This is a genomic window from Chryseobacterium sp. CH21, assembly GCF_004119445.1.
Lineage (GTDB): Bacteria > Bacteroidota > Bacteroidia > Flavobacteriales > Weeksellaceae > Chryseobacterium.
This window is the reverse complement of sequence record NZ_QICI01000054.1, coordinates 1-20,061: the sequence shown is the minus strand read 5'-3', so window position 1 is coordinate 20,061 and position 20,061 is coordinate 1. Positions and strand designations below refer to the sequence as shown.

Genomic DNA, 20,061 nt, shown 5'->3' with positions numbered 1-20,061 from the left:
AAGAACCGACACCTCAGCACCGATTCTTTCCTCATATAGTTTGTATATTTTTAAGGCCGCTTGTTATGAAACGGCCACTTCTGCCTGCTTCACTTTTACGCTTTTCAATATAAAATAGAATAGCATTCCAAGGGCTAATAAAGCATAACTGATCAAAATAATCAGATTCAGGCTTCCTACAGAAAGTTCTGATGGAAAAATCTGACTCATCAACGTCATGAACGACAATCCAATCCCAGCTCCCAGAAAGTAACTTGTAGAGCTCAAACTTGATGCCAACCCGTAATGTGCAGATTCCACATCCTGAATTCCCATTACTGAAAGTGCTGTAAAACAAAATGTCATTCCTACTCCGGAGATACACGCAGCTCCCAATAAGACCATTGTTAACGGATGTCCGGTATAAACAGAAATCAAGAGTAACAATCCTCCAATCAGCATAAAAGACCATCCTAAAACTCCCATCTGGGAAGAGCTCAGACGTTTTGATACGTGTGGCAGAATAAATTTAGCCGTCAAAGCAGAAAGAATACTGAACGGAACAAGCATTAATCCTGCAGAAGCAGCACTAGACCCCATATCTTTCTGAAGCATCAGTGAAATAAGAAATAAAAAACCGATAAAAAACGCTCCCAAGGTAAAGAATACCGCATTAGAAACTACCAGGGACTTATGCTTAAACAGTTTTAAATCTACCAAAGGTTCTGCCACAGATTTTAAACGGTAGTACACCATAACAAGCAGAACTAATGCTAAAACCAAAGAACCTATTATCAGGAAAGGCTGTTCTTTGATATGAACCAGTTCATGGGTTCCATAAGTCAGACTTAACAACCCAAGGACCATCAATATTCCTGAAACCATATCTGTTTTCTGAGCGGTTTCGCTTTTTCATCTGTCGGCAGATAATAGTATGATAATATCAATGTGATTAAAAGAATAGGAACGTTAATCAGGAAAACCCAATGCCAGCTTAAATAAGTACTGATAATTCCTCCTACGGAAAGTCCGCTTCCTGAACCAATAGCAGCAAATGAACTGAAAATTCCGATAGCACGGTTTCTTTCCTGTTCTCCTCTGAAGGTATTCGTCACAATGGATAATGCTGAAGGCATCACTAACGCAGCTCCCAATCCCTGTAAAGCACGAAAAACCGCCAACACTTCAAAGTTTTGAGATAATCCTGCTCCTAACGAAGTCAGCATAAAAATCAGCGCTCCCAGAAGAAACATTTTCTTTCTTCCGATCTGATCTGAAAGCTTTCCTCCAATGATCAAAAATCCGCCAAAAAACAATACATAAAGGGTCTGCAGCCACTGAACAGTTTCTGCTCCAATCTGAAACTGCTGCTGAATAGAGGGAATAGTTAAATTAATAATGGCAATATCCAACGCCTCTACAAATGTTCCTACCGATGCTAAAATTAATATTAAATTCTTCCTTGTATCCATATTTCAAATTTCCTGCAAAATTAAAATTAACAGAACATATTTAAAAATTTAACCTTAAATTTGGAACGATACTTAAAATTTTAAATATTCAAAAGAACAAAATACCTTATCTACCAGAAAAAACCTATAAAAACAGAACAAAATGGCAACTGAAAATTATATTCCAGATGAAAAAGACTTATCTATCCTCCGTCTGCTTCAGAAAGATGCGAAGATGAGTGTCCGTGATATTTCGGCAAGGATCAATTTGAGTCCTACGCCTACCCATGAGCGCATCAAACGTATGGAAAAACAGGGAATCATTAAAGAATATACTGCTGTGGTAGACCGTAAAAAGGTCAATAAAGGGATGATGGTAATCTGTATGATTGCTTTGAATGTTCACAATAAAAAAACTGCGGGAAAATTTATTGAAGAAGTCAGTAAATTGAAAGAAGTTGTAGAATTTTATAATATCAGTGGAGATTTTGATTTTATGCTGAAAATTCTTGCTCCCAATATGGATGAGTTTCATGAGTTTTTTGTCAACAAATTATCAGAAATTGAGGGAATTGGTCAGACTAAAAGTATTTTTGTGATGAACAGCATTAAGGAAAGCGTTCAGATTGTTTAAACTAAAAAGCAGCCATGTTAAGTACACAGCCGCTTTTTTATTTTAAACACAATATTCCGAATCATCTTATTATTTATTTCCAGTAATTCCAGACTGATCCGTCAAATACTGCCAGAGTTTTGCTGGCTGTATCATAGCACATCATACCCGGATAAGGATTTTTTACATTAAGATGTGGTGTTGCTATTTTAGGAAGAATCATAGCTTTATTCTGAGATTCCAGAACCAATACGCCATCGGCAGAACTTGTAGCTTCTCCCATAATGACTCCTTTCCCTGTTTCTGCAGAACTATTGGCCATAATTGCACTTGAATTACCGGCATCTGATAAGGACTTCCAGACATCATTTTCGTAGACTTTTACTTTTTTATCTGTAACATCAAAGATGAATGTTCCGTTCACTAACGTTCCTGTGGGAAATCCTGATGTAGCAGGAAGAATTAATCCTTTTGTATTTTCGGATACATTATTAAAATCCAATACTGTACTGTTTCCATCTACCGCCTGTTTACCAATAGCTACCTGAGCAAAGAATGAGTTGAAAATGACCAAAGCAATTGCTATACTTATATTTCTTATATTTTTCATACTATTTATCGGTTAGATTAATCATTACAGCTTCTTTGTACACATTTCCATTCAGTACCGTTGTAAAGCTTCACACATTTATCCTGAATATCATAGAGAAGCATTCCTTCTTTCGGTTCTGCGACGACATCTCCAGATTGTGGAGTCTGGCTTACATGCTTAACTCTGGTAATGACAAAGCCTTTATTTTTTGATTCCATAGCCAGAAATCCATTAGGAATATTTTCAGGCCATGAATCGCTTTTCTGCTGTACCGTAATTCCGAATTTGGTAAAACCATCAGGTGTCCCTGAAATGCCAGGCTTTGTACAAAACCCATCGATCTCATCAATAATTAAAGGAGCATTTCCACAACTAGATTTATCTTCAGACAATCCTTCAGGCCACAGAGAAGGACACATGGCTTTGGTTGCATTCGGTCCGCAGAAACTGGAATTTCCCATTCCTAATCCTGTTACGGATCCCATCACAATAGCTACGATCTGGCGGTCATCACTGATGATGGAAGCTCCACCTCCACCACTTACGTCTGCTTTTGCAATGCAATATGCTCTTCCGGTAGGAATACCTACGTATTCAACAGAAGGATAGGTTGTAGACTGCTGGGTAAATGTTCCACAAATTTCTACCACACTGCTTGTTCCCATCTCAATAACAGAAGTTGTTCCGGGATAAAAACCACCAAATGACGGGTCTTCCTGAACCACTGATCCTACAAGGGATAAGAAGGATTTAGTTCCTAATGTAATTTTTGAATTGTTCTGAGATCCGAAAGTTCCCACTTTCACTGTTCCTGTAGACTTAACACTTGCTCCGTCACCAATTTCCAACACTCCATCTACCTGAATGCTATTCGATTGAAGTTGTCCTGATTGAATGATTAGTGTTGCTCCGTTTGGAATGCTGATATTGGTACTTATACTGAGGTTTCCGTTGAGGCAATAGGTATTTCCGCTTGTGATTGCTTGTCCGGTATAAGGAATGCACTGCGCATCAATCATTGCACTGAAGACAAGCATTAATAAAAAAGATAATTTTTTATTAATATTTAAAAAAAATAGGTTATTCATATGCATTTATAATATTTTAACAAATTATTACTGCTTAAATAAAAAATATTTAAATTTTCAACATCATCGATGCTCTATTGAACAATTAACATACCAAACAGGTGTTTAATTTTTTGATCATTATATGATATTTTACCAGCATCCATTATTTCCAACCAGACCCAAAAACACTCATAGATGCTGCACTGCAACAAACTGTACGCTTTGAATACTCCTCTTATTTAAAAGAATTATTTTGCATCATTTTAAGTTTTTAACAACATCTTTCTTCTCCATTTAAGGATGTTTAATAAAGGACTTCTGTATTTTGATGAAGTACGCCTTGTTTTTAAGTGAATAAAACAATAGATAATCTGAATAACAGACGTCAATGAAAATTCACATTAAAAACCGTAAATTTGCAGCATGAATAACGATACGATATGTGCACTGGCTACGGCCAATGGAATAGGTGCTTTAGGCATCATCCGTGTTTCAGGAAATGAAGCTTTATCTGTAGTTCAGAAAAGTTTTCCGGCCAAAAATCTGGAAAAACAAAAATCCCATACCATTCATTACGGTTATTTTATGGATGAAGAGGAAGCTATTGATGAGGTGATGCTTTCAATTTTCCTGGCTCCGAAAAGTTTCACCACTGAGAATTCTGTAGAGATTGCTTTTCACGGCTCTCCGCATATCGGAAAACGTATTCTTGAAACCCTGATCAAAAACGGTGCGAGAATGGCCAAAGCAGGAGAATTTACTCTTCGTGCTTTTATCAACGGCAGAATTGACCTTTCTCAGGCGGAAGCGATTGCTGACGTGATTGCTTCTGAAAATGAAGCTTCGAGAAAAGTAGCTATCAATCAATTGAAAGGAGGAATTACCAACGAAATCTCTTTTTTAAGAACTGATCTTCTGAATTTTGTTTCTTTAATTGAACTGGAGCTTGATTTTGCAGAAGAAGATGTAGAATTTGCTGACAGAAGTGCTTTAAGCGGATTATTGGATAAAATTGAAGCCAAATTAAATTCCCTGATTGAAAGCTTCCAATACGGAAATGCCATTAAAAACGGAACTGCTGTTGCCATCATCGGAAAACCGAATGCCGGGAAATCTACACTGCTGAACTCCCTTTTAAAGGAAGAAAGAGCGATTGTGAGTAATATTGCAGGAACAACGAGAGATACCATTGAAGAGGTTCTTCATATTAAAGGTCATGCCTTCCGATTAATTGATACCGCAGGGCTTCGTGAAACAGTGGATGAAATTGAAGCAATCGGGGTGAAAAAAGCTAAAGAAAAAGTAGAAAACGCCAATATTTTGGTGTATCTGGCTGATGCTGCTACCGAGGATTTTTCTGAGGATATTGAAATGATTCAATCCCTGTTAAGAGAAGACTTGAAGCTGATTATCTGCGCGACAAAAATTGATGAAGTCACTCCTACCAAATACGAAACGGTAGAAGATATTTTCAGAAACGCTATTTCTCATGATTTTGATTTCATTAAAATATCAGCAGTTGAAAATCAAAATATTCAGGATCTGAAAAATGAACTTTCTTCGTATGTGGAGCATTTAAAAACTGAAGAAAATAATGTTGTGATTACCAATCAACGGCATTTTGAAGCCTTAAGAAAATCTCTGGAGGCTGTTGATAAAGTGAAAGAAGCTATTTCTTTCCAGATCTCTACAGAATTACTGGCATATGAACTAAGAAATGCACTGGAACATCTTGGAGAAATTTCCGGAGAAGTTACCAATGATGAAGTACTTGGCAATATTTTTTCTAAGTTCTGTATCGGCAAATAGAAATTACAAATCATTGATATACAGAAAGTTACCGATTTAGATGTTATTTTTATAACACGCTGATTTAATGTGACTTATGGAAATTTTAAGTTTCTAATGTTAGAATTTTTGTCCCTTTTCTTGTCCCTTTGACATTAAAGCACAAAATTTGAGCAAAAGAAAATTGAATTGTTATAGAATTTTATTGTCTAGTATACTCTAATGAGTATTAGATGGTCTTTAAAGATGACTAGTGTATTCTATATACTCTTAATTTGGAGAAATTATTAATTTTTCAAATCCAAACGTGCTGATTTGTAAAAATTGCTGTCTAATTTAAAAATACTTCAATCGAAATGAGCAAAGAATGTTTAACTATTTTTTCTCAAATTAATCTATTCTTTGGGATAGATTTTGCATTCGTTTAAATTGTATTGATCCTGAATAAAAGGAGTATAATGACACCCAAAATGTCATTATTGAAGCCTCTGGCCTAAAAAAGCATCCTTCTTGACTTAAAGAGATCTGATCATGACCTCAACTATTAGAATTGAAAAAGTCTGCCAATATTGTGGCACAAAATTTATTGCCAAAACAACCGTTACCAGATATTGCAGTCATAGCTGCAATAAAAAAGCCTATAAACTCGAACAAAGAAATACAAAAATAGACTATGCCAGATATGCAGTTCGCAATGTTGAAGAACTCAAATACCAGTCTATGGGCCCTCCGGTATACCTTACCGTTAGAGAAACTTCCGCAATATTAAAATGCAGTACAAAAATGGTGTATTTCTTAATCAGCACTGGCCGTTTAAAAGCCATTAACCTATCCGCGAGAAAAACAAGAATCAAATTACAGGATCTAGCACTAATTAATTAAAGTCAATCAATAACATCTATTACAAAAAATTGGCTTGATGATATTTTAGAGGGCTTCAATAGCTTTTGCTATGAGTCGATTTGACAATACCAACCATAATCTAATCCTTAATACCAAAATCATGACAATTGTAAAGTTACGCTTTAAACCCATAAGCAAAGAAAGACAAAGCTTATTTTTAGACGTTCATCCCCCTGTCCAAAGTGAAACAACGGGAAAGCTACTTAGAAAATTCTATCTTAAATTATTCGTTTACAACAGTCCAAAATCTGAGACTGAAAGACTTCATAATAAAGAAACAGTTTCTTTAGCACAGCATGTATGTCTCCAACGACAAATTGATCTACAAAACGCTGATTATGGTTTTGTAAATAAACCAAAATTCAACTCCAATTTTATAGAATTTTTCCAGGCAGAAGCTGACAGAAGACCTAGCTCAATTCACTGGAGTATGGCTGTTGCTTATTTTAAAAAATTTGCTGGCGGGGTATTTTTGTTTAAACATCTTAATGAAACACTCTGCGAAGGATATAAAAATTACCTATTATCCTCACCTTCCATCGGACGCTCAAAAAGAAAAATTCAAAAGAATACAGCAGCTGCCTATTTCTCAAGGTTCAAATCTGCTTTAAAAAAGGCCTACAGAAATAAATTCATTTCAGCAGATCTGGGTAACGTTATTTATAATATTAAAGTCGATGATTCGCACCGGCCCTATCTTTTTAAAAATGAATTGCAAAAAATGGTTGACGCTGAATGTAATTCTCCAATAGTCAAAAAAGCAGGTCTGTTTTCTGCATTAACAGGACTTCGTTATTGTGATATTGAAAATCTAATGTGGAGTGATATACAGGGAACATCTGGAAATTATTATATTTTATACAAACAGAATAAAACAGGAAAGGCAGAATACTATCCGGTTTCCGATGACACCCTATCTGTGCTGGGACCTCAAGGAGAAGATGGTATAAAAGTTTTCGAAGGCTTAAAATATGATCTTGTAATAAAATATCTTCCCCAATGGCTTAAAAATGCTGGAATAGAGAAACATTTTACATTCCATGGTTTTCGCCATACATTCGCCACTTTACAGCTGACATCTGGTACGGATATCTACACGGTCTCAAAATTATTAGGTCATAAAGATGTTAAAACCACAGAGGTCCATGTGAGAATTGTTGATGAATTGACCAAAAGCGCCTCTGAAAAAATCAAATTGGATCTAAATAATAAATTCTAATAGTTCTGGGATATAGAAAGATAGTTTTTTTAACTAAGTGATACTTTCCAAAATCTAATATTATTTATTAAATAGTCCATATATTTATAAAATAAAAGAGTCTTTAGTAGACTAATATTTTTAGTAAATTAGCAGACAATTTTCATTTTTGAGTAAATTCCATGACTATAACATATCTTGTTGAGAAGTATCATGCAAATAGAGCAACCTATTTAAGAGCGGATTATAATGAAACACAGTTGCGTGTAGATTTTGTAGATCCCCTTTTTGAGTTGTTAGGCTGGGATATAAAAAATAATCAAGGTAAGTCCACTAATGAAAGAGAAGTACTAGTCGAAGAAGGTCTCCGTGCAGATATAGATAGCAATACAAAAAAACCTGACTATACATTCAGACTCTTTGCCGAAAGAAAGTTCTTTTTAGAGGCAAAGAAACCACATGTGAAAATAGATACTGATCCTGCTCCAGCAAAACAGATCCGTCGTTATGGATTTACTGCCAAACTCAAAATATCTGTTCTCTGCAATTTTGAATATCTTGCTATCTATGACTGCTCTCAGCTTGTTGACAGTAATGACTCCGTCACAAAAGCGCGGATAAGTCTCTATCATTACACGGAGTACGAAGATGCTTTTGAAGACATAAAAAAGCAATTGGGGCATGAAGCTGTTTACTCAGGATCTTTTGATGATACGTGGAAAAACATCGAACAACAGATCAAATTGCATGGTGTAGATGACTTATTCCTAAAACAGATCAACGAATGGCGATTAATACTTGGCAGAGACATATATGCCAATCAAAATCAGCTTAGTGAAGTCGAATTGAATGATATTGTCCAAAGATATATCAACAGCATTATCTTCTTGCGTGTCTGCGAAGATAGAAACCTAGAAGTATATAAAACTTTGCTTCATTTTGCGACTGAAGAGAATTATAATGCGTTGATTGACTTATTTCATCAAGCGGACCGAAAATATAATGCTGGGCTCTTCAATCATCCTTTGACCGCAGCAATAATAACCAACAATAGCTCGGCTTTCTGGACAATAATCAAGCAATTATATTTTCCAGAAAGTGTCTACTCGTTTGCCGTCTTCTCTTCAGATATTCTCGGTAATATCTACGAAATATTCCTTGGCGAACAGCTCAAAATAAAAGATAGCGAGATAACACTTGAAAAAAAACCTGAAAATATTGACAGGGATATTGTAACGACACCTACTTTTATCATTCGCGACATACTCGCCGAAACGGTTACGAAACATTGTGCTGGTAAAACAGATGTCGAAATCTTCGATTCCACCTTTGCAGACATCGCCTGTGGCTCTGGCGCATTTTTATTGGAGACATATCAATTGCTCCATGATACTTTAGTCGATTATTATTTAGCGAATAATCCAGCAGAATTAATTCAAACAGGTATCAATATTTATAAGCTTAAGTTTGAGACGAAAAAGAAGATCGTTACCAATTGTATTTTCGGTGTTGACAAGGACTTTAATGCGGTGGAAGCTTGTAAGTTTGGCCTTTTGCTCAAACTGCTGGAAAACGAGGATCATAATACCATCCCTACTCCTGCCTTACCTAGTCTCGACAGTAACATCTATTTTGGAAATAGTCTATTAGACAGCTCTGCAACATCACCTGCTAATGAACGGGACATAAATCCTTTTGATTTTGGTGCTGCAAAATTTGATGTGATTATAGGTAATCCGCCTTATATGGCTACGGAGCACATGAAACAATTTACACCTTTAGAGTTGCCACTGTACAAAAAGCTATATTCGTCGGCCTACAAACAGTTCGACAAATATTTCCTATTCATTCAAAGAGGTTTTGATCTGCTTAAACCAAATGGAACATTAGGTTATATTGCACCAAGTAAATTAGCAAAAGTTGGGGCTGCGAAAGAGCTCCGAAAATTATTGGTAGCCAATAGAGCCATTTACAAAATTGTCGGATTTGGTGCTAACCAGCTGTTTGAGGACAAAACAACATATACTTGTCTGCTATTCCTAAAAAAAGCTGATCAACCAAATTTAAGTTATCTAGAAGTTCAATCGTTAAGGAGTTGGCGCACGAGAAATATAGCACCTGATAACTATGATATAGTCGATTTTAATAAACTCAATGATGAAGGCTGGGTACTTATTCCTGGTAATTTAAAAGCTACATTTGAATCAATAGAAAAACAATCGGCGACATTGGAGACCTTGATAGGCTCAGAAAATATCTATAACGGTATTCAAACCAGTGCCAATAACATCTATATACACAATGCTATCCGTGAAGATGACAAGTATTATTATTTTCAAAAGGATAGTTTGGATTGGCAAATTGAAAAAATACTGACGAGGCCGTACTTCAAGACAGCAAGCGGTCGAGACAATCTTAATACCTATCGCCCATTTGCACCAAATGCTTTTGTTATTTACCCTTATCTAAAGATTGCCAACAATATTCATTTTGTAGAAATCGATCAGTTAGAAAATGATTATCCCTATGCTTTTGCCTTCTTAAATCATTATAAGGAAATGCTGAACAATCCAAAGAGGGATATCAAGCCTACACCTGAAACGGATAATGAGTGGTATCGCTATGGCAGACACCAAAGCTTGGATAAATGTGACGTACCTGCCAAAATTATTGTCGGAGTACTTTCGCAGGGTAACAAATATGCGATTGACTACTATGGCACACTGATTTCTTCGGGGGGAACAGCAGGCTATTGTATGATTACTCTACCTGACAATTTTCAGTATTCGATCTATTATATCCAGGCGCTTCTGAATTCTAAATATCTAGAATGGTTTTCAGCACTCCGAGGTGAAGTCTTCAGAGGCGGGTATATTGCACGGGGAACAAAAGTATTGAAACGTCTTCCGATCCGAAGGATTAACTTTGCAGACGCAACAGAAAAAAGATTACACGACGAAATTGCCGCTACGCAAGAAACATTGATCCATCTGCAAGGTGAGATCGATAAAAACAATAGTAATCAGCGGGAGCTTATTCCCTTGCAACGTCGATTTGACAACGAGAAAAAGAAATTGGACGCTACTTTAAAAACATTATATAACTTGGGAGAACAGGACAACCTGATCCCTTTAATTTCGGAATTGTATGCAGCTTATTAAAAATGCCACCGAGGAGAAGTTGAGGGGTGGCTTTTATACACCGAACCTTATTGCGGCTTTTATGTTAAGATGGGCACTCAATGGTCATGACGACTTGGATATTTTAGAGCCAAGCTGTGGTGATGGTGTATTTTTGGAAGAAATACGAAACGGCGGTTACCAATACAATTCGGTAAAAGCCATTGAATTTGATGAAATCGAGGTCGAAAAGGCCAGAGATATTGCACTGAATAATGCAGAAGTAATTCATGATGATTTTCATAATTTCTGTATCAATACTGATCAGCGTTTTGATGTTGTTATCGGAAATCCGCCTTATATACGCTATCAATATTTTAATAAACAACAACAGGAATATGCTGCTGAAATATTTGGACGTGCAAATCTAAGATATTCCAAACTGACCAATGCCTGGGTATCATTTGTTGTTGGATCTTCTCTCATACTAAAGGAAAATGGAAAGATTGGCTTTGTGCTTCCTGCTGAAATATTGCAGGTCTCATATGCGCAGACATTACGTGAGTTTTTAGCGCATTATTATAACAAGATCAATATTATCTCTTTTGAGAAACTGGTCTTTCCTGATATACAGCAGGAAGTAGTACTATTACTTTGTGAAAAGAATGATACGGATACTCACTTAATTGAACACCTGGAATTGCGCGATGCTGATGCGCTTCAAAATCTGGATATCAACCTACTTGAGAGGCCACATAAGCGGATTGATTTCAGATCTAACAAATGGACCTTTTATTTCTTGGATCAGGAAGAAATAGATTTTTTAGAAGATTTACAAGAGGAGGCAATTATTCCAAAATTAGGAGAGTTTGCAAAGGTGGAAGTAGGTATCACAACTGGAGCAAATCCGTTTTTTACAGTTCCCCTTTCAACGGTAGAACAATATAACCTGGAGCAATATGCTAGACCGCTTGTTGGCAGAAGCGTGCAAGTGCCTAGTGCGATCTTTACCGAACAGGATTGGCAGCTCAATCGTCAGATGGAAGCACGTACACACTTACTCGCTTTCCCAAAAATGCAAGACTTAAACGGTTCTGTCGGCGCGCGAGAATATATTGCCAAAGGAGAAGAGCAAGAGATCAATAAGGGCTATAAATGCCGTATCCGTGAAGAGTGGCAGATAGTACCTTCTCTTCGCGTATCTGATGCACTTTTTATTCGCAGGAATAATATCTATCCGAAACTTATCATTAACGAAGCCGGAGCCTATACAACGGATACCATGCACCGTGTAACGGTTCTAGCGAATGCAGAGATAACCGCATTGACAGCCAGCTATTATAACTCCTTGTCGCTGGCATTTGCTGAGATATGTGGCCGAAGTCATGGTGGCGGAGTCTTAGAGCTAATGCCAAATGAGGTTGAAGAAATCCTATTACCTTACCATGCCAACAACGCAGAGCTGTTGCCTGAAATAGACCGTTTGATAAGAGCTAGAACGGATATCCGAGAAATCCTAGAAATAACAAATCAAAGGATCCTTCGCGATAATTTTGGTTTCACTGAGGCCCAAATCAAATTAGCCGATAGCATTTGGCAGAAACTGTCATCAAGAAGATTGAACAGAGGGAAATAGAAATATAGCAGGCGTATGTTATTAGCATTTATAAAACAGTAATTATGACTTTAAAAGATTCGATTTTAAGAAGTTTAGAAGAAATTGGCGGTTTGACAAATTATCAGGTGGTTTGCCAACATATCATCAGCAATAATTATTACGATTTTAGAGAGGCTCTTACTCCTGCATCTACTGTATCTGCACTGCTGGGGAATTTTATCCGCGAGGGGGATATACGTGTAAAACGAATCAAACAAAAGGGAGGTGTATATTCCTATTACCTAGCAAAAAATGAAATGCAGATACAGCAAAGCCAATTGGAAGGTGAATCTGTCGCTACTGAAAAGATAAATGCTAAAAAAACCTATACTGAAAGGAGCTTACACAAACTATTATCCAGCTATCTAAAATCGTCAGGGGTTTACACTAAAACGATATTCCATGAGCAATCTAATGCCAAAGACAACAATCAAGTCTGGACACATCCAGACATGGTAGGAATAAACTTTTTAAAGCTTAAGAGTTCTCATAGTCAAAATTTATTGAAATCCATTAATAAAGCCGATACTTTTAAGCTGCGTGCCTATGAACTAAAAAGGGAGATAAATAGCGACAATGATTTAAAGAAAGCCTATTTCCAAGCTGTATCCAACTCAAGCTGGGCAAACTATGGATATTTAGTTGCATTTGAATTTGGAGATAGTCTTCATGATGAAATAAACAGACTCAATCAATCATTTGGTATTGGAATTATTGAGCTCAATGCTAACCCTTATCTAAGCAAGATCCTTTACCCAGCACGCTATAAGGAGATTGACTTCAAGACATTAGACAAACTTTGTGAAATGAACGCTGAGTTTGGCAAGTTTATAGAGCATGTGGAAAGATTCCTTTCTGTTGATGATCGTTATTATAATGCCACTGAAAAAGAATTTGATAACTATTGTGATACTGTATTTGAAAACGACACCGAAGTTGAGGAATACTGTATCAAAAACAAAATCCTGTTTGAAAATCAAGTTTTGTAATATAGGTGTACAGTTAATTTAATTATCCTTAAAATAATTGTATACTTCACTAATTTTACAATAGAACACAAGGTTGGCCAATTGGAGTTAAAAAAGAAGTTAGTTTTCTAGCTCTAGTCACCGCTACCCTTAATACAAGTTTGTCCTGTTCGATTCGCTTGGGGTCTGGGTTAACAATGGGATTATATAATTCCTCCCAAATAATTACTTCATCAAATTCCTTTCCTTTGGATTTGTGAAGATTCATTACAAATATCCCCGAATACTTTCTATTAGTCATGGCAAAATGTTCTTGAGTAAGAGCCTCTTCAACGAGAAAGGAAGCCATCTGGTAGGATTGGGTAGTTCTCCAGTTTTCACTTAGTTTTTCCAATAGTATTGCTCCTTTATTAAGCAATCTTAAATAAAGTGCATCCTCATAGATACATCTTAAAATTTCATGTTTGGAATCCTGAAAAAGATTCCTCACGAGAAGCCAGTCTTTGTCAGGACTTCCGCTAAATATGATTTTATTTCGGTCTGTAATTATTTTTTGAATATCATCTATAAGAAGTTTTTTCTTTGAGCCTACTATCTTATCACCATGTTTGTAAGATTCCATAAAAGCGATTGATTTTAGATCAGCTTGACTTATTTTGATACCTTTTCTGCCTTTTATATGTTGTATAATACTTTGAATCAAAGCTCTTATGTTCCAATCGGTGACAGGCTCCATAACTTTTGCAATAACTGAAGCCGCAAGTGAGGGGCCTTCAGGGTCGATGATGACTTCATGAAATATTTTCTTTGAATTAAGGTAAGAGGAAATCTTCAGAGTGTCACTTTTTCTTTTCACCAAAATAGCAAGGGACCAATCGTTATTATCATAATTATTCTTACGTTTAAATGCGTCTTGTATTTTTAGAAATAATGGTAGCTTTAAATCAGACCTATAATATTTATATTTTATTACGTGTACATTCTTATAGGTTTTACCTTTATTTTGACCGGTTAGTAAATCATCCCCAAATTGAATAATATCTAATCCATTGCTCCTGTTATTTTCTTTTCCCAGATCGACTTTTAGTCCATTAAAATGAGAATTATATTCAGGAATTCTTTTTACGGAGGCGCCTCGAAATTCAAATATTCTTTGATTAAGATCAGCTAGTGCCATTATTTTAGAATTTCTTCCCAGAAGTTTTATAATATTCCATTCATTTGAATCTGTATCTTGGAATTCGTCTACAATGATATAGGGATAGGTATCAGAAATAATTTTTTGAATCTTTTCTGACCGTTGCAGTATTTCAGCTACTATTTCCGCAAAAAGGTCAAAACAAATTATTCCATCATCGTTCAAAAGCCTATGCTTATAAGCTTCTGCCTCTTTTCGATCTTGAAAACCCGCGATTTCGGCTGCAAAATTATGAGGATTTATTAGCTTGAATTGTCTGTGTTTGTTTAACAGGTATCCATAGGATTGGATGATGGACCAGGCAAAACCGTGATAAGTATTGATTTCGAGCTCCTTCTTCTCCATATTATTTAACAGAAGTTTTGCCTGTTCATCAATTCTTGAAATAGTTGCCCTGGCAAAACTTAAAAATAAAATTTTCTGATTTTTATTCAAAAGCCCCTGTTGAAATATGGAATGCGCTTTTAATAATGCAAGGGTTGTTTTCCCTGCACCTGGCCCTCCTTCTACTAAAATATGCCCTTGATAGTTCAATACAGATTCCCTTTTTGAGCAAATAATCATAAAGCCATTTTTGCTAAATTATATCCAATATATTTTTAATTGTCACCAAGAAACCACGAATAGTTCCAGATATATGATCCTCATTTTCACATAATTCTATAAGTTCCGAGGAACCTCTACTTGCTTTTGACTGTTTAAAATAACGGCCAAGAAATTTCTTGATTTCAACTGGATCGTTTGGGTCATTTGCTGCTGTTAAATTCATGGGAATCTCATCGTTCTCTATAAGTTGAAGGTAGAATTGAGTTAAAACTGAATCATCTGTTTCTTCTAATAAGAGATCCTCGATCCCTTTGTAAGGAATCTCAAAGCCGCATAGGACATTATCTTCTATTTTTTAAGGTTTTCTGGTTTTTGTTTATCAAAAACAGCAAACACATCCTTGCCGAGCTTTTTAAATAGCTCGCCAAATAGAGGAATATTATTTTCCGATTCAGCATTAAAAATAGCAATACCCATTGCTTCCAAGGATGAATATTCAGCCGGATTAATTTCGCTTAATCGTCTTGCAATGGCAGGGTACAGGATAGATTCGGTACTTCCTTCAGCAATCAATATCCGTTTGGCCAAAAGAGCTTCCGCAAAACCTGACCGGAATTGTGCATTATAATTTTTTGGCCTGACGTGTTTAGGAAATGATATAAAATCACTTCGTTGTTTTCCTGCATCATCTCTTTTTAGAAGGATAATCTGCTCTGGCGCAAATTCTTCTAGGACAAATGGTGAATGGGAAGTAAATATTGCCTGGGTTGATTTCTGGCGGATATGATGGATAATTCGTTTTTGTGTATAGGGTGGAATGGCAATCTCTGGCTCTTCCATCGCAAAAATCACTGTTTTTTTGCCTCTGCTATCATCGAAAGTAGTGCTAGTACCATTGTATTCACTGTTCCAGTTCCTTGATGATGAAAAGGAGCATTATAACCACCTTTTCCAGTAGCTAAAAAACAGTTAAAGTTTTTCTTAAATGTTCCCGTGTTAGATCAGAAACCTTAAGGATTGGAGCTTCTCCCCAATCTGCCGGAACAAATTCTTTTAGAGCTTTTTGGACATCTGATAACACATCTGAAATACCAAGTTGAGGATCTGCGGCAACTTTAATTTCCCGAAGTTGTTCAAGTAGACTTTCCCACATTTTTGGTCTTAGCTCTTTGATCCTTAAAATAATATCTAGAAGTGAGCCCCTTTCCATACTTAAGGCTCGTGAACCTGTTCGAAGTGCTCTTAAATATAAAAAACCACATTCTCTTTTATCAATTTTCGTAAATTTTGATAATGTACCATCTTGTTTTTCTATTGAAGAGAAAAAAGTTTCACCAACAAAATCATCTTCTTCGATATCATACCTTCCAACAAACTTAACCCGTAATGCACTTAAAATACTAGGTTTATCTATATTGTCAATTTCACCTTCAACTAATAATTTTGATTTTTCGGTATCCCAAAATTCTAGATAAGCATTAAACCTTCTTGATTGTTCCTCTTCAAGGTCAGTCAGAATTACTTCGATTTGGATTTCATTAGGGTTTTCTTCATTTGGCATATAAATCCCATTGTAAAAATCATGTTCATCGATTACGGGGATTCTATTTAATCGATCTGGGCCAAGGACAAGATCAATAGCTTCCAATACGGTAGATTTTCCTGCATTATTATCTCCAATTATTACATTATGTCCATTAAAAAAAATTTTAGAATAAGAAATTCCTCTGAAGTTCTGTATTTCAACTAAAGCTAATCTCATGAAATTTAAAATCGGTTAAGTTTCCTGTTAAGGCACAACTTATTTTTAGAACTTTTGAATCAGTTCTCAATTCTTACTTGTTATTATTCTGAAATTTAGTACCTTTGATATAGCTATTATTGGTTTGTGAGTATTTATCCCTTATTTGTCCCTCAATGGTGATAAAAGTCTGATAGTAAGGCTTTCCGAAGTTTTGTATCGGGAAGTAATCGCCATTTTCTAAGCACCATAATACAACGATACAACCCGCATTAATAAAGGAAAAACAGAAAGTGTTAAGTGACATTTTCTGACATTTGTTGACATATTTTATACCACTAAATGTGATACTCCGTTGTTTTTAATCTCTAAAAAAATGAATTTTAGGATACCCTAAGAGAAATTTAAACGGTAAATAATCGTAGATACACGCAAATACCGCTAAATACAGGGAGAGATTATTAACATACAGAAAATCGGAAAGTATCAAATGAGCAGTAACATTAGGATTGAGAAGATTTGTATCTTCTGTAAAGAGAAATTCATCGCTAAAACATTCTCTACAAAGTATTGTACTCACAGATGTAATCAAAAGGATTATAAGAAAAAAGTAAAGGAAGAAAAAATCCGAAAATCAAAAGAAGAATTTCAAACAGATATAAAACTTAAAGAACTGAAAGTTGTTTCTATTGAAGATGTTCAGAAGAAAACATATCTTACTATAAAGGAAGTCTGTTTATTAATGAATATCTCTGAATCTACAATCAGAAAACTGATTAAAAACGGAGAACTAAAAACAATCCGTGTAGGGAAGAAACATTTTCTTTTGAAATCAGAATTAAATAATATCAGTTGAGATAATTCTTCAAACATTCAAAATTTACAATGTTATAAATTCATAAATCGTTTTAAAAGTATTTTTAATGGAATTATACAGATGAACTAATTTAGAATGTTGTAACTTCTTTAAAATCGTAAATGGTGTTTTGACTGCTATTTTCTTAATAGTTTTGTCCTCTTAATTATTCTTTGCTAAAATTTCACTCCCTATATGTATATAGTATATACCATTGAAAATGAATATATTATATAAGTATATATTATATATATAATATGAGAGATATTATAAAGAGGATATTTTGTAGTAGTAATTTATTAGAGTAAAATAACAATAAATACAACAAATAACATATATAAAAAAAGGAATTCAGCCGAAAACTACTGATTTTTAGGGAGGTTAAAGAAAATTAAGTAGTAGATTTTAATCCGAAGAGGAGTTTACTGCTATGAGGTTTAAAATTTAGTAGTTGATTTTCAATTTTATCAATGATGATATTATCAAATGATATTATTAAACAAAAAATTAGATGTGTTCTCAATGATGAAAATATAAATACGATGAAATTTATATTGAAGATTATTTAATGTGGAGAACAAAGTGAAAAATAAGTTTATAGAGTTGTTGTGATTTAAAAATAAAAGTAAGGACTTTAGACCACCTTACAATTGAGGTGGTCGAAAATTTATTTAACAATGTAAAGAGAATCCAAACGAGAAGTTTGGATTTTTGTGTTTAAAATTAGGTGAGTAAAGGATATAGACTACCACTACTTAACAGCTGTTAGAATGTGGTTAGTTTCACATAGAGAAAGTAAACTTATGATTTATAAATCTATATAATTAGGTTAATACCAAACGTTTACTGTTGTTTCCGAATCGACTTAGGGGGAATGTTACATCACAATTCGTAACAAAATCTAAGGAAATGAGAGTTTATTTAAGAACAAGAGAGGGACAATTAAGTAAAAAAAGTATTGAGAAAGGACGTGTGAAAATGAACAGCCTGTACTTACTTTATATTGACGAAAATAAAAAAAGAACAACAGATTGGTTGAGTTTATATGTTTATGATAAGCCAAAAACAATTCTGGAAAGGGAACATAACAAAGAAACTCAACAACTTGCTGAAACTATAAAGGCTCAAAAGGTATTGGAGTTTAATTCGAGAAAACATGGATTGGTTAGTAGTGTGAGTGGTAAGATTGGATTTCTGAACTACTTTAATGAACTGGTAGAGAAAAGATATGAGACAGAGGGAACATACGGAAATTGGTTTAGTACTTTGAAACATCTAACAATTTTTTGTAAAGGAGTAGATATTCAGATTTCCAAAATAGATGAAACATTCCTGGAGAGTTTTAAGGAGTATCTTTTGAAAGAAAAAATATCTAATAACGGAGGGAGATTATCACAGAATACAGCGTTATCATATTTTAATAAGGTAAGAGCAGCTCTTAAAGAAGCATACAGAAGTAAGATGATTTCTGAAAATCCTATGGTTAGAGTAAAATCTATAAAAGAAGAAGAAACCAACAGAGAATACCTCACCTTGGAAGAATTACAAAAATTGGTGAAAACCGAATGTGAAGTACCAATTTTGAAACAATCATTTATTTTCAGTTCACTCACAGGTTTAAGATTTTCTGATGTAAAATCTTTGAAGTGGAAAAATCTCTACTACGATTCTGAAAATGGTTGGATTTTAAAATATACACAACAGAAAACTAAAGGAGTAGAAAATCTTCCGATAAGTGAACAAGCGGTAAAACTTCTTGGAGAAAGGAAAGATGATGATGTATTGTTGTTTGAGAATTTAACGTACAGTGCTTACCACAATAAAAAATTACACAAATGGGTAAAGGAAGCAGGAATCGATAAACACATCACTTATCACAGTTCACGACATACTTTTGCTACACTACAATTAACGATGAATACAGATATTTATACAGTTAGTAAGTTATTAGGACACCGACATCTGAAAACTACAGAAATCTATGGAAAAGTAATAGATAAAAAGAAGATAGATGCTGTATCTAAAATTCCTGATTTATATTTGTAGAAAATATAAATAACAATGGATTATTATGATGAAACGGGTAATTTGATTGAGGATGAGGATTTACTTTTTCAAATGTTAATACCGTCTTCTTACGATTCTCAAGGAGTAGATGATGTTATTATTGATTTTCATAATGTTAAACACATTTACGATTTGTTAATCGAAGATGAGGAAAGTTTGGATAAAGATTCGGTTTTGAAAATTAATGATGAATTATACGGAGTAAAAACTACTTATTGTACGTCTTCAAACCAACTTAGACATTTTGGTTTAAATCCTTAAGGAGGATTTTCGGTTTATAAATTTACTAATTTTTGTTGGTTATATATTTGTCTT

General features: G+C 34.8%; 19 protein-coding genes. 10 read left to right on the top strand and 9 right to left on the bottom strand.

Features of this window, described 5'->3' with window-relative positions:
• Window positions 1–63: 63 nt before the first annotated feature.
• Entirely contained in the window at window positions 64–864 is an 801-nt protein-coding gene (locus BOQ62_RS23210) for an MFS transporter (RefSeq protein WP_228413999.1), read from the bottom strand.
• Window positions 846–1,451: an MFS transporter gene (locus tag BOQ62_RS23205; protein WP_228413997.1), complete on the bottom strand. Its 606-nt coding sequence runs from the start codon at window positions 1,449–1,451 to the stop codon at window positions 846–848. Before BOQ62_RS23205 ends, BOQ62_RS23210 begins: the two co-directional genes overlap by 19 nt.
• A gap of 142 nt (window positions 1,452–1,593) precedes the next feature.
• Here BOQ62_RS23205 and BOQ62_RS11665 point away from each other — a divergent pair, with 142 nt between their 5' ends.
• A complete protein-coding gene (locus BOQ62_RS11665; protein ID WP_121488409.1) occupies window positions 1,594–2,064 on the top strand; it encodes an Lrp/AsnC family transcriptional regulator in 471 nt (156 codons plus the stop codon).
• A 73-nt stretch (window positions 2,065–2,137) separates the two neighbouring features.
• Here BOQ62_RS11665 and BOQ62_RS11660 read toward each other — a convergent pair whose 3' ends face one another.
• Together BOQ62_RS11660 and BOQ62_RS11655 are read right to left on the bottom strand one after the other, a co-directional pair.
• A complete protein-coding gene (locus tag BOQ62_RS11660; RefSeq protein WP_129039662.1) occupies window positions 2,138–2,653 on the bottom strand; it encodes a hypothetical protein in 516 nt (171 codons plus the stop codon).
• 17 nt (window positions 2,654–2,670) lie between these two features.
• A complete protein-coding gene (locus BOQ62_RS11655) occupies window positions 2,671–3,723 on the bottom strand; it encodes a hypothetical protein (protein ID WP_164976735.1) in 1,053 nt (350 codons plus the stop codon).
• Window positions 3,724–4,128: 405 nt separating this feature from the next.
• On the opposite strand from BOQ62_RS11655, the gene mnmE reads away from it, so the two are divergent.
• From mnmE to BOQ62_RS11625, 6 genes are all read left to right on the top strand, one after another.
• A complete protein-coding gene (gene mnmE / locus BOQ62_RS11650) occupies window positions 4,129–5,514 on the top strand; it encodes a tRNA uridine-5-carboxymethylaminomethyl(34) synthesis GTPase MnmE (protein WP_129039658.1) in 1,386 nt (461 codons plus the stop codon).
• A 510-nt stretch (window positions 5,515–6,024) separates the two neighbouring features.
• Complete coding sequence (locus BOQ62_RS11645; protein WP_129039656.1) at window positions 6,025–6,375, top strand: helix-turn-helix domain-containing protein; 351 nt, start codon at window positions 6,025–6,027, stop codon at window positions 6,373–6,375.
• A 121-nt stretch (window positions 6,376–6,496) separates the two neighbouring features.
• Entirely contained in the window at window positions 6,497–7,615 is a 1,119-nt protein-coding gene (locus BOQ62_RS11640) for a site-specific integrase (RefSeq protein ID WP_164976734.1), read from the top strand.
• 161 nt (window positions 7,616–7,776) lie between these two features.
• A complete protein-coding gene (locus tag BOQ62_RS11635) occupies window positions 7,777–10,755 on the top strand; it encodes an Eco57I restriction-modification methylase domain-containing protein (RefSeq protein WP_129039652.1) in 2,979 nt (992 codons plus the stop codon).
• Window positions 10,742–12,349: a class I SAM-dependent methyltransferase gene (locus BOQ62_RS11630; RefSeq protein ID WP_129039650.1), complete on the top strand. Its 1,608-nt coding sequence runs from the start codon at window positions 10,742–10,744 to the stop codon at window positions 12,347–12,349. The genes BOQ62_RS11635 and BOQ62_RS11630 overlap by 14 nt, the downstream gene beginning before the upstream one ends.
• 44 nt (window positions 12,350–12,393) lie before the next feature.
• Window positions 12,394–13,359: a hypothetical protein gene (locus BOQ62_RS11625; RefSeq protein WP_129039648.1), complete on the top strand. Its 966-nt coding sequence runs from the start codon at window positions 12,394–12,396 to the stop codon at window positions 13,357–13,359.
• 55 nt (window positions 13,360–13,414) lie between these two features.
• On the opposite strand, the gene BOQ62_RS11620 is transcribed toward BOQ62_RS11625, so the two are convergent.
• From BOQ62_RS11620 to BOQ62_RS11600, 5 genes are all read right to left on the bottom strand, one after another.
• Window positions 13,415–15,100 carry a UvrD-helicase domain-containing protein gene (locus tag BOQ62_RS11620; protein ID WP_129039646.1) on the bottom strand — a complete coding sequence of 562 codons (1,686 nt, stop codon included), beginning with the start codon at window positions 15,098–15,100 and terminating at the stop codon, window positions 13,415–13,417.
• Window positions 15,101–15,113: 13 nt separating this feature from the next.
• On the bottom strand, window positions 15,114–15,305 hold the full coding sequence (locus BOQ62_RS11615) for a hypothetical protein (protein ID WP_129039644.1): 192 nt from the start codon (window positions 15,303–15,305) through the stop codon (window positions 15,114–15,116).
• A 125-nt stretch (window positions 15,306–15,430) separates the two neighbouring features.
• On the bottom strand, window positions 15,431–15,922 hold the full coding sequence (locus tag BOQ62_RS11610; RefSeq protein ID WP_129039642.1) for an ATP-dependent nuclease: 492 nt from the start codon (window positions 15,920–15,922) through the stop codon (window positions 15,431–15,433).
• A 118-nt stretch (window positions 15,923–16,040) separates the two neighbouring features.
• On the bottom strand, window positions 16,041–16,844 hold the full coding sequence (locus BOQ62_RS11605; protein WP_129039640.1) for an AAA family ATPase: 804 nt from the start codon (window positions 16,842–16,844) through the stop codon (window positions 16,041–16,043).
• Between the two features lie 73 nt (window positions 16,845–16,917).
• Complete coding sequence (locus tag BOQ62_RS11600; protein ID WP_129039638.1) at window positions 16,918–17,130, bottom strand: hypothetical protein; 213 nt, start codon at window positions 17,128–17,130, stop codon at window positions 16,918–16,920.
• 183 nt (window positions 17,131–17,313) lie between these two features.
• On the opposite strand from BOQ62_RS11600, the gene BOQ62_RS11595 reads away from it, so the two are divergent.
• The 3 genes from BOQ62_RS11595 to BOQ62_RS11585 all read left to right on the top strand — a co-directional run bounded on the left by BOQ62_RS11595 (window position 17,314) and on the right by BOQ62_RS11585 (window position 20,007).
• Window positions 17,314–17,679: a helix-turn-helix domain-containing protein gene (locus BOQ62_RS11595; protein WP_129039636.1), complete on the top strand. Its 366-nt coding sequence runs from the start codon at window positions 17,314–17,316 to the stop codon at window positions 17,677–17,679.
• 909 nt (window positions 17,680–18,588) lie between these two features.
• Window positions 18,589–19,725, top strand: a complete 1,137-nt coding sequence (locus tag BOQ62_RS11590; RefSeq protein ID WP_129039634.1) for a tyrosine-type recombinase/integrase — start codon at window positions 18,589–18,591, stop codon at window positions 19,723–19,725.
• A 15-nt stretch (window positions 19,726–19,740) separates the two neighbouring features.
• A complete protein-coding gene (locus BOQ62_RS11585) occupies window positions 19,741–20,007 on the top strand; it encodes a hypothetical protein (RefSeq protein WP_129039632.1) in 267 nt (88 codons plus the stop codon).
• Window positions 20,008–20,061 lie beyond the last annotated feature (54 nt).